Source organism: Herpetosiphon giganteus (genome assembly GCF_016907925.1).
In the GTDB taxonomy this organism is placed as follows: domain Bacteria; phylum Chloroflexota; class Chloroflexia; order Chloroflexales; family Herpetosiphonaceae; genus Herpetosiphon; species Herpetosiphon giganteus.
This window is the reverse complement of the sequence record NZ_JAFBCZ010000005.1, coordinates 246016-259527: the sequence shown is the minus strand read 5'-3', so window position 1 is coordinate 259527 and position 13512 is coordinate 246016. Positions and strand designations below refer to the sequence as shown.

Annotated in this window: 12 protein-coding genes and 1 riboswitch; of the genes, 4 read left to right on the top strand and 8 right to left on the bottom strand. The window is 49.5% G+C overall.

What is annotated here, in order from left to right:
* Positions 1 to 41 precede the first annotated feature (41 nt).
* From JOD20_RS06800 to JOD20_RS06770, 7 genes are all read right to left on the bottom strand, one after another.
* Complete coding sequence (locus JOD20_RS06800; protein ID WP_204754536.1) at positions 42 to 1370, bottom strand: aspartate aminotransferase family protein; 1329 nt, start codon at positions 1368 to 1370, stop codon at positions 42 to 44.
* An 86-nt stretch (positions 1371 to 1456) separates the two neighbouring features.
* Positions 1457 to 2023 (bottom strand): zinc ribbon domain-containing protein, encoded by a 567-nt coding sequence (locus tag JOD20_RS06795; protein ID WP_204754535.1) that lies wholly within the window; start codon positions 2021 to 2023, stop codon positions 1457 to 1459.
* Positions 2024 to 2158: 135 nt separating this feature from the next.
* On the bottom strand, positions 2159 to 2920 hold the full coding sequence (locus JOD20_RS06790) for a Nif3-like dinuclear metal center hexameric protein (RefSeq protein WP_204754534.1): 762 nt from the start codon (positions 2918 to 2920) through the stop codon (positions 2159 to 2161).
* 8 nt (positions 2921 to 2928) lie between these two features.
* Complete coding sequence (locus tag JOD20_RS06785; RefSeq protein ID WP_204754533.1) at positions 2929 to 3816, bottom strand: TerC family protein; 888 nt, start codon at positions 3814 to 3816, stop codon at positions 2929 to 2931.
* A gap of 187 nt (positions 3817 to 4003) precedes the next feature.
* Positions 4004 to 6250, bottom strand: a complete 2247-nt coding sequence (gene metE / locus JOD20_RS06780) for a 5-methyltetrahydropteroyltriglutamate--homocysteine S-methyltransferase (protein WP_204754532.1) — start codon at positions 6248 to 6250, stop codon at positions 4004 to 4006.
* A 2-nt stretch (positions 6251 to 6252) separates the two neighbouring features.
* Positions 6253 to 7281, bottom strand: a complete 1029-nt coding sequence (locus JOD20_RS06775) for a ribonucleotide-diphosphate reductase subunit beta (protein ID WP_239583751.1) — start codon at positions 7279 to 7281, stop codon at positions 6253 to 6255.
* A gap of 13 nt (positions 7282 to 7294) precedes the next feature.
* Positions 7295 to 9715, bottom strand: coding sequence for a ribonucleoside-diphosphate reductase subunit alpha (locus JOD20_RS06770; RefSeq protein ID WP_204754530.1), 2421 nt, complete (start codon positions 9713 to 9715; stop codon positions 7295 to 7297).
* A gap of 140 nt (positions 9716 to 9855) precedes the next feature.
* A riboswitch (cobalamin riboswitch) is annotated at positions 9856 to 9992 on the bottom strand.
* Between the two features lie 895 nt (positions 9993 to 10887).
* On the opposite strand from JOD20_RS06770, the gene JOD20_RS06765 reads away from it, so the two are divergent.
* Genes JOD20_RS06765 through JOD20_RS06750 form a run of 4 tightly spaced genes read left to right on the top strand, consistent with a single transcriptional unit; the run spans position 10888 to position 12237 of the window.
* The gene (locus JOD20_RS06765) at positions 10888 to 11196 is read left to right on the top strand and encodes a WXG100 family type VII secretion target (protein WP_204754529.1); all 309 of its coding nucleotides are present in this window, start codon (positions 10888 to 10890) and stop codon (positions 11194 to 11196) included.
* A gap of 31 nt (positions 11197 to 11227) precedes the next feature.
* On the top strand, positions 11228 to 11518 hold the full coding sequence (locus tag JOD20_RS06760) for a WXG100 family type VII secretion target (RefSeq protein ID WP_204754528.1): 291 nt from the start codon (positions 11228 to 11230) through the stop codon (positions 11516 to 11518).
* A gap of 41 nt (positions 11519 to 11559) precedes the next feature.
* Complete coding sequence (locus JOD20_RS06755) at positions 11560 to 11889, top strand: hypothetical protein (protein WP_204754527.1); 330 nt, start codon at positions 11560 to 11562, stop codon at positions 11887 to 11889.
* A 45-nt stretch (positions 11890 to 11934) separates the two neighbouring features.
* Complete coding sequence (locus JOD20_RS06750) at positions 11935 to 12237, top strand: hypothetical protein (protein WP_204754526.1); 303 nt, start codon at positions 11935 to 11937, stop codon at positions 12235 to 12237.
* A 144-nt stretch (positions 12238 to 12381) separates the two neighbouring features.
* Here JOD20_RS06750 and JOD20_RS06745 read toward each other — a convergent pair whose 3' ends face one another.
* Entirely contained in the window at positions 12382 to 13485 is a 1104-nt protein-coding gene (locus JOD20_RS06745; RefSeq protein WP_110517191.1) for a serine/threonine protein kinase, read from the bottom strand.
* Positions 13486 to 13512 lie beyond the last annotated feature (27 nt).

Genomic DNA, 13512 nt, shown 5'->3' with positions numbered 1-13512 from the left:
TCCTCCAGGTGCTTGGGCAGCGGAGCAAACTTGCTCCGCTGCTATTTTTGGTATTCAGCAACCGTTGTCAAAGCTTGTTGCAACACATTCAAGGCATATGCAACTTGGGCTTGGTTGAGGATAAACGGCGGCGTAAGGCTCAGTACATTGCCATCCATCCCGCCACCAAGCACCAAAACCCCTTGCGCTTGGCAAAAACTTGTCACTTGCATCACTGCACTTGGATTCGGCGTAATGCCATCGGCCTGCACAAGTTCCAGCCCAAGCATTAAGCCGCGCCCACGCACATCGCCAACCAAGGCACAATCTTCAGCAATCGCACCCAAACCCCGCAAAAGCTGGGTGCTTAATTGATTAACCTGATCTAACGTAGTATGTTCAGTTAAAACCCGAATTGCTGCCGCCGCCCCAGCGCATGCCAAGGGATGGCCCATAAATGTGCCAGTATGCAATGGCTCGCCATTAACCTGCCAATGGGCCATATGTTCGGCGCGGCCAACACAAGCAGCGATTTGCAAACCGCCAGTCATGCCCTTGCCCATACAAATCAGATCTGGCTCGATGCCATCGTGATTCACACCCCACCACTTGCCAGTCCGCCCCCAACCAGTAAAAATCTCATCGGCAATCAACAGAATTTCATACTGATCGCACAATTGGCGCAAACCACGCAACCAGCCATCAGGCGGCACAATTTCGCCCTCGCGACCTTGCACTGGCTCGACAATTAATGCGCCAAGTGGGCTAGGGCTAGTTTTAATTGCCTGCTCGGTCGTTGCCAAAGCCCAATCAAGGCAATCGCCCGTGCTGCGCCAACGAAATGGATAAGGATATGGCGCACGTTGAATGTGGTTCGACAGTTGGGGCAAGAACGGTTGGCGAAAATCGGCCCGATTGGTTGCTGCCAATGAGCCATAACTCAAGCCATGATAACCGCCAGTGAAGGCCAAAACTCCGGGCTTTTGGGTTGCCAGCATGGCCGTTTTCAGCGCGATTTCGATGCTTTCAGCCCCGCCACCAGCCAAAAAAACCCGCCCGTCGGCAATTGGCGCATGCTGTTTAATCAATTGCACCAATTCTATCCGCGCTTCATGGGCAAAAACATCGCCCATGCCGTGAATCAAGCGCTGGCTTTGGGCTTGGATAGCCGCTAAAACCGCTGGATGGCGATGGCCAATGCCAACCACCCCAAAGGCCGCCGCCAAATCTAAGTAGCGATTGCCATCAACATCGGTAACGAATGCACCTTCAGCCTCAGCCCAAACAATGCCACCGGGCAAGGTCAAACTAGGAGCTTCGCTGGCAGCCAATTGGGCTAATAGCGCTTGGCTACGTGGCCCAGGCACAGCACTCACAATTTTTGGTAACATGAGATAATTCCATTCTCAATGATGTACAGCATAAAAAAACCCACGGCTGCCAATGCAACCATGGGTATTGTAGCAAGCTTCAGGTTTTACAAACGAGCGCCACATTCAGGGCAGAAAACACCTTGCCCAGTAACTTTAAAGCCACAACTTGGGCATGAACGCTCAAGCGGAATCGCGCCACTATCAGCAGTTGATTCGGCTGCTGGCGGGGCAAATGGTGCTGCTGGAGCCTCATTTGGCGCATAGCTGGTTGGCGGCACATAATTCTGGGCCTCAACTGGCGGTGCGTATGGTGCTTGTTGTGGTGGAACCGATGAGGCATATGGCTGCGGATAAGCTGGGGGCGGCGGGGTTTGCACAGCCACAAATTGCTCATTCTGCGCCCGTTCCAATTCAGCTTGCGCGCCAGCTAAGCGTGCCTGCAAATCGTTGATCAGATTGACCAAACTGGTAACTTCAGGCGCAGTCAAAACGCCTTGTTGATGCAATTCATAGGCGCGTTGACCCAACAAACCATAGTTGGTGGCAATTTGCTGTTGCATATCGCCAATATCGCCTCGAACGCGGCTCGTCCGTTGTAATTTGTCGGCCTCGAACTTGGCGCGGTCTACACCTTGAGAAAGCGTGCCTTTAAGATTGTCGAGAAATCCCATATATTCCTCCTACAATAGCTTGGAAACCATAGCTCTACCGTATTCTAGCGGAAATACTCGCCAAATGCTACCTTCCGCAAGGCTTGGGCCATGGGTTGGTTTAACGCTGCCCAACGCTCACAAGTTGCAGCTGGGTTATACGCCGGTTGGCACATCAACAAAGAACATTTTGACCCGAAAGGTTTGCTCTAAATGCGCTCCCAGCGCCTTCACGCCCAAGGTTTCGGTGTGATAATGGCCAGCACAAATTAAGGGTATATCGGCCTCAATCGCAGGAAACACGGCTGCATAATTGACTTCGCCAGTCAGCAACGCATCGCAACCATCGCGCAGCGCTTGCTCCAATTCGCTTGCCCCATCGCCCGAAATCACGCCCACCCGCCGAATGCCGCGCGCGCCTTGACCCCAAACCTTGATCTCGGCTTCGGGAATTCCCAAGCTGGTTTTGATGTGGGCAACCAGGCCATCAATGCTTAATGGCGTGGTTAGTTGGCCAATAAAGCCCAATGTTTGGCCGCGATAATCGCCAAATGGCTGCACCATTTCCCAACCTAAGAGCTTGAGCAACTGAGCGTTGTTGCCAACCTCGCCGTGGGCATCAAGCGGCAAATGCGAGGTGTAGAGCGAGCAATCAGCACCCATCAAGCGTTTGATGCGGCGACCGAACCAGCCAACCAAGGGCTGTGCATTGCCCCAAAACAGGCCATGATGGGTTAGCAATAAATCAGCATCACCAGCAATCGCCGCTTCAATCGCCTGCATCGAAGCATCAACAGCAAGCGCGATGGTTTTAACTTCAGTGCGCCCTTCAACTTGCAAGCCATTTAAACTAGCATCGCGAAATTTGGTGGTTTGCAAATAGCCATCCAAATAGCGCACGAGTTCAGTTAGTTGCATTCTTCCTCCTATTCGCCTTGGATTCGCGCCGCAACTCGTTGCCGAAATGGTGCCAGCAACAAGCCAAATAGCCAACGAATTGGCCATAGCAGCCAGCCCACCACCGTATCAATCATCGAGGCTAACGGCAAGCCCAAGCGCAAGAATTTTTTGAGTGGTTTCAAGAATGGCAAGCGCGAGAGGCCCACAGTCAAGGCCAAAATCGTCATCGAGATGGCAAATTTGAGCCAATGTGGCGTTTCGACATGCCACACGATCTTAATCACCGATTCAGCGCCAATCGCCAGCAGCAAGGCAAATGCTGCATGCTCAAGGTTTGGCTCCCACTCAATCAAATTGGTGAAGATTTGGGCCGCAAAACGCATCACCAAAATCCCAATTGCCACGCCCAAGCCAATGACCCAAAAGCGTTTTTGCGGGTCGGCACTCACCGCCACCACCACGTTGTCAAGGCTAAATGCAAGGTCAATCATCTCAATAATTAACACTGTTTGCCAGAAGCCCGTCACTCGTTGCTTGGTTGCGCCATGCTCATCAACTTGATCGCGGCGATACAAATGGGCAAAGTGATTGACGCTCAGCCATACCAAATAGCCAGAGCCAATCGCCAAAACCCACGGGTTTTCGGTAATGATAAAGGCTACTGCCAACATCAAACCACGCCCAACATATGCGCCAATCAAGCCAACTTTTAGCGCAGCAGCCTGTTGCATGCCTAGAAAGCGCTCGCCATGACCCCTCATCCATTGCAACCATTTTGGCCATGGAATCGGCTGATCTTGCGGTAGGTGGGCAACCATCGCGCCTAAAACAGCGGCATTGTCAATCGAAAGAATCCCTTCGAGAAACACCAAAAGAAATACAATCTGTAGAATATCAAAAATGTCTTTCCACACGTTACAAATGTCCTTTCAAACGAGCTAATTGAATCACCTAGTTTCAATTATACGCCACATCAATCCTGCACTTGTGAAAAAAATGTTGATTATTGATTAACCAACATACACTTAAACACGAAAATGCTAGCCGTAGCTAGCACCTCCGTTCGATTTGATCAGGTCGGATTGATCAAACCGTTATCTTTTAATGAATCGTCGCGCGCACCTGCTTGGTTGCTGCCAGCATCGCCCGCAATGCAGCCTCAACTTCAGCGTAGGTACGGGTTTTCAAGCCACAATCGGGGTTAATCCACAATTGTTCGGCGGGCAAATACTTCAGCAATTGCTGAATTCGCGCCACCAATTGCTCAACGCTGGGAATATTTGGGCTGTGAATATCGTACACGCCAGGCCCAATTTGCTGTTGATAACGTCCTTCCAAGCCAGCCAACAACGAGCCAGCGCTGCGTGCATCCTCAATGCTAATCACATCGGCATCAAGCGCAGCAATTGCATCAATAATATCGTTGAAATCGCTGTAACACATATGGGTGTGAATTTGGGTGCTCGCAGCGGCCTCACTCGTCGCAATCCGAAAAGCGCGCACTGCCCAATCAAGGTAGGCTTGCCATTCATTGCGCCGCAACGGTAAGCCTTCGCGAAATGCTGGCTCGTCAATTTGAATAATATTGATGCCTGCTGCCTCTAAATCAGCCACTTCATCACGCAGCGCTAAGCCAATTTGGGCCGCAACCTCGCTACGAGGCAAATCATCACGCACAAAACTCCATTGCAACATCGTCACCGGCCCCGTCAACATGCCTTTAACGGGCCGCTTGGTCAGCGACTGAGCATAGGCAGTTTCGGCCACACTCAAAGCTGCGGTGCGATAAACATCACCAGCGATCACTGGCGGACGCACACAGCGGCTACCATAACTTTGCACCCAGCCTTCTTGGGTGGCGATATAGCCCGCCAAATGCTCGGCAAAAAATTGCACCATATCGTTGCGCTCTGGCTCGCCATGCACCAGCACATCAAGCTCCCATTGTTCTTGCAACGCAATCACATGGGCAATTTCAGCCCGAATTGTTTCGGCATAGCCCGCCGGATTGCGCTTGGCTTCGGCGCGGGCTTTGCGCAAGGCCGCAGTTTGCGGAAACGAGCCAATCGTGGTGGTTGGCAACACTGGCAAGTTCAATTTGGCTTGTTGCAAAGCCACCCGTTCAGCATATACCAAGCGCGCAGGCGTTGCAGCACCCAAGGCGGCGCTGCGCTCACGAACCGCAGGCACAATCCGCCCAGCTCCATCAAGCCATTGTTGGCGCGAAGCCAGCGCTGCATCCCAGCTTGCTTGAACACTGGCAACGCCGTTGCGCAAGGCCTGCGCCAATAATTCCAATTCGGCCAAACGCTCTTGGGCAAAGGCCAAACCGCTGCTCACCGCAACTGGCAAATTGCGTTCAGCGGTCACGGTTTCAGGCAAGTGCAACAACGAACATGAACTGCTCAAAATCAAGCGTTCAGGCGCAACAAATTCGCTTAATCCACTAATTTTGGCCTGCAAATCGGCCAAATCACTGCGCCAAACGTTGCGCCCGTTCACCACGCCAGCCACTAAAATTTTATCCTGAGGAAAGCCATGATATTGAATCGCGGCCCAATTGGCTTGGCCTTGCACCAAATCTAAGCCCAGCCCATGCAGCGGCAGGCGGCAGAGTTCGCGATACCACGGCGTAGCATCGCCATAATAGGTTTGCACCACCAGCTTGCCATGCTTGCTCAATTCGCGATAGCAAGCAGCAAATGCTTGCCATTCTTCCTCAGTCACGTCGCCAACCAAAGCTGGCTCGTCACACTGAATATAGGCCACATCGCAAGCGCTCAATTCGCGCACAATTTGGGCATAAATTGGGATCAATTGTTGCAAATGCTTGCTTAATTCTGCCCCCGCCAAGCGAGCCAACCGCAAAAATGTCCAAGGCCCAAGCAAGACAGGCCGTGCTTTTGATCCAAGCGTATTCTGGGCAAAGCGCAGTTGCTCTAGCACCAAATTAGCTTGCAATTCCCAGCGTTCGGGAATTTCTGGCACCAAATAATGATAATTGGTATCAAACCATTTGGTCATTTCGAGCGCTGGCACGCCGTCGCGGCCTCGCGCCATGGCAAAATAGCCTTGCAAATTATTGGTATCAAGCTTGCCAAAACGGGCTGGCACAGCGCCCAACATCAGCGCTGTGTCCAACACATGGTCATACAAACTAAAATCGCCAACTGGCACCAGATCCAAGCGCTGGGCTTGGATTGCTAAACGATCTTGGCGCAATTCGTCGATTGCCGCCCGAAAGTCTGCTTCAGTAAGTTTGCCGCTCCAGAAGCGTTCCAAGGCCTGCTTGTATGGGCGGCCAACGCCAACCCGTGGATAGCCCACAACCGTCGTCTGAAAATTCATGCTTAATCCCATTCTAGGCTGGCCGCTGATTGATATTCAGTGACCCGCGTCTCAAAAAAGTTCTTCTCTTTGGTCAAATCGATCGTTTCACTCATCCAAGGAAATGGATTTTGTGAGCCATATTGCGTCGCCAGACCAATCCGTTGTAGGCGACGGTCGGCGATATATTGCACATAATCGCGGAACATTGCTGCATGCAAGCCCATTACGCCACGTGGTAAACATTCAGCAGCATATTGAGCTTCTAATTCAACTGCTTGGCGAATTAATTGCACAATCTCAGCTTGAAATTCAGCAGTCCAGATTGCTGGATTTTCAGCTTTGATGCCGTTAATTAAATCAACCCCAAAGTTCAGATGAATCGTTTCATCACGCAAAATATATTGAATTTGTTCGCCAATACCCGTTAATACATTGCGTCGATGCAACGAAAGCAGCATCGCAAAACCGCTATAGAAGAAAATACCTTCCATAATTACATAATAGCCAATCAGATTTTTGACGAAGGTTTGCATGCCTACGAGCGTGTCAGTGCTAAACTGCGGGTCAAGCACCGCCGCAGTTAATTGCATCTCAAATTGATCTTTTTGGCTAATTACTGGAATTTCATGATACATATTGAAAATTTCGCGCTCATTCAAGCCTAAACTTTCAACAATATGCAAAAATGCATGGGTATGAATCGCTTCTTCAAAGGCTTGGCGTAATAAATATTGGCGACATTCTGCGTTGGTAATATGCCGAAAGATTGCCAAAACAATATTATTGCCAACCAAACTTTCAGCCGTAGCAAAAAAACCTAAATTGCGTAGCACCATCAAGCGCTCATCAGCCGATAAGGTATTCGAGCGCCAAATTCCAATATCGCCAGTCATGGAAACTTCATTTGGCATCCAATGGTTAGCACAACCATTCAGATAATGTTCCCAAGCCCAGCCATAGTGCAACGGCATTAATTGATTTACGTCAACTTGATTACAATTGATCAAGCGTTTATCGCTGGCATTGAAGCGTCCAAATTGTTCAGTCATTCGAAATTCCTCGCTACTCACAAGCTTCGCAACTAGGGTCGTCGATTGGGCAAACATTATCGGCTAGCACGCTGGCCGATTCGCTCACATTGCGCATCCAACGCGGCTGCACCCCAAAGCGATTAATATCCAAGGTCGATTTCTCAATTTGGGTCGCAGCCAGCGTACGCAGGTAGTAAGTGGTTTTTAATCCCATGCGCCACGCCGTCAGATAAATCTCATTCAAGCGTTTGCCGCTGGTTTCAGCCACATATAAATTCAACGATTGACCCATATCGATCCATTTTTGGCGGCGAGCAGCGCAGGCAATCAGCCATTCGGGGGCAATTTCGAAGGCAGTTAAAAATTGGGCCTTGAGTTCAGCAGGAATTCGCTCAATGTGGCTAATCGCGCCATCGTAATATTTCAATTCGGCCAGCAAATCTGCATCCCACAAGCCGCGAGCTTTGAGCGCAGCAACCAACGCCCGATTGACGGTCGTAAAATCGCCCGAAAGATTGCTTTTAACATACAAATGGCGATAGGTTGGCTCAATCGATTGGCTGGTGCCAACGATATTGGCAATCGTGGCGGTCGGCGCAATCGCCAACAAATTGCTATTGCGAATACCATGCTCCGCCAAGGCTTGGCGCAGTGGTTGCCAATCGTAGTGGCTGCTGTGATCAAGCTCCGGTTTGGTGCTACGTTGGTCAGCCAAAAGCGCCAAACTATCAATTGGCAAAATCCCACGATCCCATTTCGAGCCACGAAAACTTGGGTATGCGCCGCGCTCGCGAGCCAAATCAATCGAAGCCGCGACCGCAAAATAGGCAATCGCTTCCATCGAACGATCAGCAAATTCGACCGCCGCTTGGCTGGCGTAGCTGATATTCAACCCATAAAGCGCATCTTGAAAGCCCATCAGACCAAGCCCAATTGGCCGATGGCGGGCATTGGCTTGAGCAGCTTGCGGGCGGGGATAAAAATTAATATCGATCACGTTATCAAGCATGCGTACTGCTGTCGTAACCGTTGTGCGCAATGTTTCGAGGTCAAGCGCGCCATCGCGAATATGCGCCGCCAGATTAATCGAGCCAAGATTACAGACCGCAATCTCGTCAGCCGACGTATTGAGCAAAATTTCAGTGCACAAATTGCTGCTATGAATCACCCCAACATGATCTTGCGGCGAACGCAGGTTGGCAGCATCCTTCCAGGTAATCCAAGGATGGCCGGTTTCAAACAAGCGGGTCAAAATTTTGCGCCACAAACCGAGTGCTTCGACTTGGCGTGCCGAACGCAGCAAGCCTTGCGCCGCCAGCGCTTCGTATTCTGCGTAGCGCAGCGCGAATGCCTGGCCATACAAATCGTGCAAATCAGGCACTTCATCAGGTGAGAACAACGTCCACGTGCCGTTGCTCAACACCCGTTCCATCAACAAATCAGGAATCCACAAAGCCGTGTGCATATCGTGGGTGCGGCGGCGCTCATCGCCTGTTGGCTTGCGCAAATCAAGAAAATCGTCAATATCAGCGTGCCACGCTTCGAGATAAGCGCAGACCGCGCCTTTGCGCTTACCGCCCTGATTGACCGCAATCGCGGTATCATTGACAATTTTGAGGAAAGGAATCACGCCTTGGCTCACGCCATTCGTGCCATGAATTGGCGCGCCGAGCGCCCGCACAGGAGTCCAATCGTTGCCCAAGCCACCAGCCCACTTCGAAAGCATGGCATTATCGCTGATCGCCCCAAAAATCGCCTCAAGATCATCGCCGACCGTCGAGAGATAGCACGATGACAACTGCGGATGAGTCGTCGCGGCGTTGAATAAGGTTGGCGTGGCCGAGGTAAAGTAAAATTGCGACAGCAGCTCGTAGAAACGCAGGGTTTGAGCTTCGCGATCAGCCTCATTCAAGGCCAAGCCCATTGCCACCCGCATCCAAAAGAATTGCGGCAACTCGCGGCGCAAACCAGCCCACTGAATAAAATAGCGATCATAGAGCGTTTGCAGGCCAGGATACGCCAATAAAGCATCGCGTTCAGGCACAATTGCCGCCGCCAAACGGGCCAAATCGAATTGAGCAAGTTTTGGATCAAGCAACCCTTGCTCAATTCCGGCCTGAATATACTGGATAAATGCCGTTGGATAGCGGGTAGCAACCGCTGAACCTGCCAAATATTCGCCAAAAACCTCGCAATGCAGTTGGCTGGCCAAGAGCGCGGCGGCCACAAAACTATAATCAGGCTCCTGCTCAATCCAGCTGCGGGCGGTCAAAATACAGGCTTGGAGTTGTTCGCCAGCAGTCATATTGGGATAAAAGCCCAAGTTGGCAGTCTGCCAGAGCTGATTCGCGTCGGTTGTTTGGGGATAAGCGCTACAAGCCTCAGCAAGTAGTTGCAAAAGCCAAGTAGCCTGCTCACTAGTCGCTCGTGGCTCAACCTCGATCACATTCATAGAGCATCCTTTGTGGGCTAAATAAAAAAATGCCTGCTCCTTAGCGGAACAGGCATAAACCATTACCAAACCATAGGCAGCAGCCCATGGGCATCAATTGCAAGCGGCAATGATCACCCCCTTTGACGCGAAGGGACATCTCGATCATTTCGAACTGAGTGGGCATTCGGACTTAGCATTGAGCCATACCGTTGCGCGACAGTGCCGGAATCTCACCGGGCTTTCCCCAATTTGCAGCCAAGCTATGACAACTTGGCCTCAGACGAATAAAAAATTGTAGCCAATACTGTAGCAGATGCCAGATCAACCGTCAATCAAGCCTCGTTACTTAACCAAACCAGCTGATTGCCTGATTCCAACGCGCTAAATCTGGTTAATCAAGTTCAAAATTGAGTTGCAAAGTAGCCGATAATCAAGCAAATTGCCGCTTAATTCCGCAAGTCCTAGTACTCAGGGTAGGCCATTAGCTAGCTAGCAGGGTAGCTCAGAGAGCCGAATACATTGAAATGACAGAATAAAACTGAGCCAAGACCATTCTCAAGGGTCGCTGAGGCGATTTGATTAACAACCGAGCACGCTTAATAGACGAGGGATAGTACAAGACTCCTAACCAATTGCGATATTGGTGGGAAAAACCCCAAAAAAAGCTCTTGACAAGTGCAATTTGGTTTTGTACACTCTGAGTACGAATTAACCGCAATTGGCAATCGATGTTTATGTGAAGCAAATAGCATTACAACGTTGCAATAGCTAAATACATGGGGTGAGAGAATGTATTTGGTTAAAGCAGGCACATTCAGTAAGCGCAAAAACCACTAATTGAACAAACTCGTTTCTCGACGGATGCGAATTTCGCTCATTAGGCCAGTTTTTGTAACAACCTATCGCTTTGGTGGCAATAACAATCGATAAACCCCTATTTGGTCTTTTTATACAAAAGCGGTAGTGTTGGGCTGGTGGTGTTAGAAGCAAGCTCTTGCGGAACACAAATAACGTTTGGCAGCCAAGGACAATTCAACTATTAGCAATCTCGGTCGCTCGTCATATCACTCAAACCTAAAAGGAAAGCTTCGGCTAACTACTTTCGTCAGATTGATATAACCAGCAAGCACTACGGTTGTGTGCCACAGTGCAGCCAATTTGGCTCCGAACACACAAGGAGGATTTCTTCAATGGCAGCAGAAACAGTACAAATCGACAAAGAAGTGATGGCACAAGTTGCGCAACGCTTCGGCAAGCTCGAGCAAAACGTACAACAATTGTTCCAAACCCTCAACCAACTTGCCCAAAAAATGCAACAAGATTGGGTCGGGGATGCAGCAGCTAAGTATCAAGCAGAATGGCAAGGCGAAATGACCCCAGCCTTCAATCGCTTGATTCAAGCTTTCAACACCTTCCAATCAACCAGCAACGAAATCAAGCAAACCTTCCAACAACATGAAGATGAAGCTGCGGCAATCTTCAAAGCTTGGAAAATCTAAATTTAGCTATTTTTAATAAGGAGGCCCTCTCATGGCAGAGAAAATGAAGTATAATCGTGCGGCTATGGAACAAGCTCAAGCAACCTTTGGCAAAGCGCACGAACAAGTTCAAGATGTAACCCAAGAAGTTTTGTCAATTGCGAGCACCATCGACGAAGCCCTCAAAGGCGACGCTGGTAGCGAATTCGTTGATGTTTTGACCGGCATGATGGCTCCATCATTGGCTAAATTAGCTGCCAAGATGACCGAAATCCAAGGCGACATCAAGAACGCTATGGCCGCAATGGATGCAGCAGACGGCAGCGCGAAAAGCAGCTTCTAATCGTAATTGGCTCTTTGTATACCTAATTGAGGAGTTTATCCATGAAAAGTTTCTTGATGCGCTTGGCTCGCAAAGTTTTGGAAAGCGTTTTGCAACAATTGATGCAACAATTCAATGTCATTCAAGAACAAGCTTTGGCTCCAATCAAGCAAATCATTGCATCATCACCACAAGTATGGCGTGGTGTAGGTGCTGATCAGTTCCGCGAAGAATTGACCAACTTGATGACCCCCCAAGTTACCCGCATCGGGACTGGCATCACCAGCTACCACAGCAACTTGGGCAAAGCTCGCGATTTGATCGACCGCGCTGATAGCACCGCTCGCAACTTGGTTAACTCAAAATTGCGCAGCATTGCTAAGTTCTACTAGTTTTGACCTTGAATTCTTAAAAATAGATCTTAAGGAGTCCAGCTCATGGCACAAGCATCAGAAATTTATATGCAGGTTGGCGATGTCGCCAAAATCGCTAAGACTATCAATACGGTTGGGCAAGTTTTGAAAACCGTTGCTAAAGTCTTGGAAGTCCTTTCAACCACCCTTAAAGCAACTGCATTCATCGGTTTGGTTGGTGGCGCAGCTGTAGCAAACTACATCGATCAGTTCCGTCCACAAATCGAAAAGATGGCTGAAAAATGTGTTGAAATCACTCAAGATGTCAATACCGCTATTAAGAACTTCCAAAACCAAGACTTCTCGGCATCAGGCCGCTTCGGCTAGTTCCCTATTCAAGTCATTTTACCCAGTATTTCAAACCGATCATGCGCTTGCATGGTCGGTTTGAGTTTAAGCACGAAAAGGCCTTAAATTTTCAGGCATAAAAAAGAGCAGGGCGCAAACCCTGCTCTTCAACCACAACCAAGCCTAAATAATATTCAACTGGTTCAAGGTTACAAAGAAGGTAATCAAAAAGGCGACGGTCAATAAACTAATCACAATAATCAGGATCGTGTTGAGGCTGGGCCAGCGGCTCTTTTTGGCAGTTGGAACTTCACCAAACAGCTTAAGTAATTCCTGGACGACTTGAGCTGCGTTTTGAGGCCGATTCGCAACTTGAACATCGACCATGCGCACTGCCAGCTCAGCAATTGCCCGCACGTCAGCAGTTCGGTTCATATTAACATGATGGTTTTTCAAGACTGCCTGATAGACCTCTTCGTCGCTTTTGAGCTTGAAGGGATAGGCCGGAACGCCAACCAGCATTTCATACAAAATCAAGCCGAGGCCATAGACATCGGTTGCATAGCTTGGTTTTTGCAGGTGCGGCTGCATAATTTCTGGTGCAGTATAGGCTGGCGGAACCATAAACGAATACCAATCGTTGTTGATATTTTGCGGCGTGCTGGCAATACCCAAATCGAGCAAGTGAATGGTTGGCACTGAAGGATTATCTTCAAAATGCACCAACAGCGATTCGGGGTTGATCCCGAAATGCAACACACCTTTGCTTTGCAAGAGCGCAATTGATGATGACAAACGCATGACCAACCAACCAATATGGTTGACCCACATTTGCGGATTTTTGGTCAGCGCGTCGCGCAACGATTCGCCAGCAAAGAAATCTGACAAGTAATAGTAAAAAAGGTGTTCGCCGAGCATCGCCCGCCCGTAGGCCTCAGTCTGGGCACTTACGGTGGCATTGGCATAGGGTGGCCGCCAATTTGGCAAGAACGTATTGCGTTCGTTCGAAACCCGAATAGTTTTTAGAAATTCGGCTTCACGTTTTAAGCGTTCAGTATTTTCGCTGCCAACGTGGGCTACTTTAAGAAATACGCGCTCTTTTTGATGGCTGGCTTCGTATAAAACTGAAGAGCGTAGTACAACAACGGGCCGCACGATTTCAATATCGCCCAGCCATTTTCCATATCCAAGAATTGTTGGCGATTTTTCAGCTTGACAATAAACTTCTTGACAATACAAATTATTATCAAACGATGTTCGTTCACATAACAGACATACCTGTTTCATGGGCGCTTACTCCGTTCCATGGGTAGT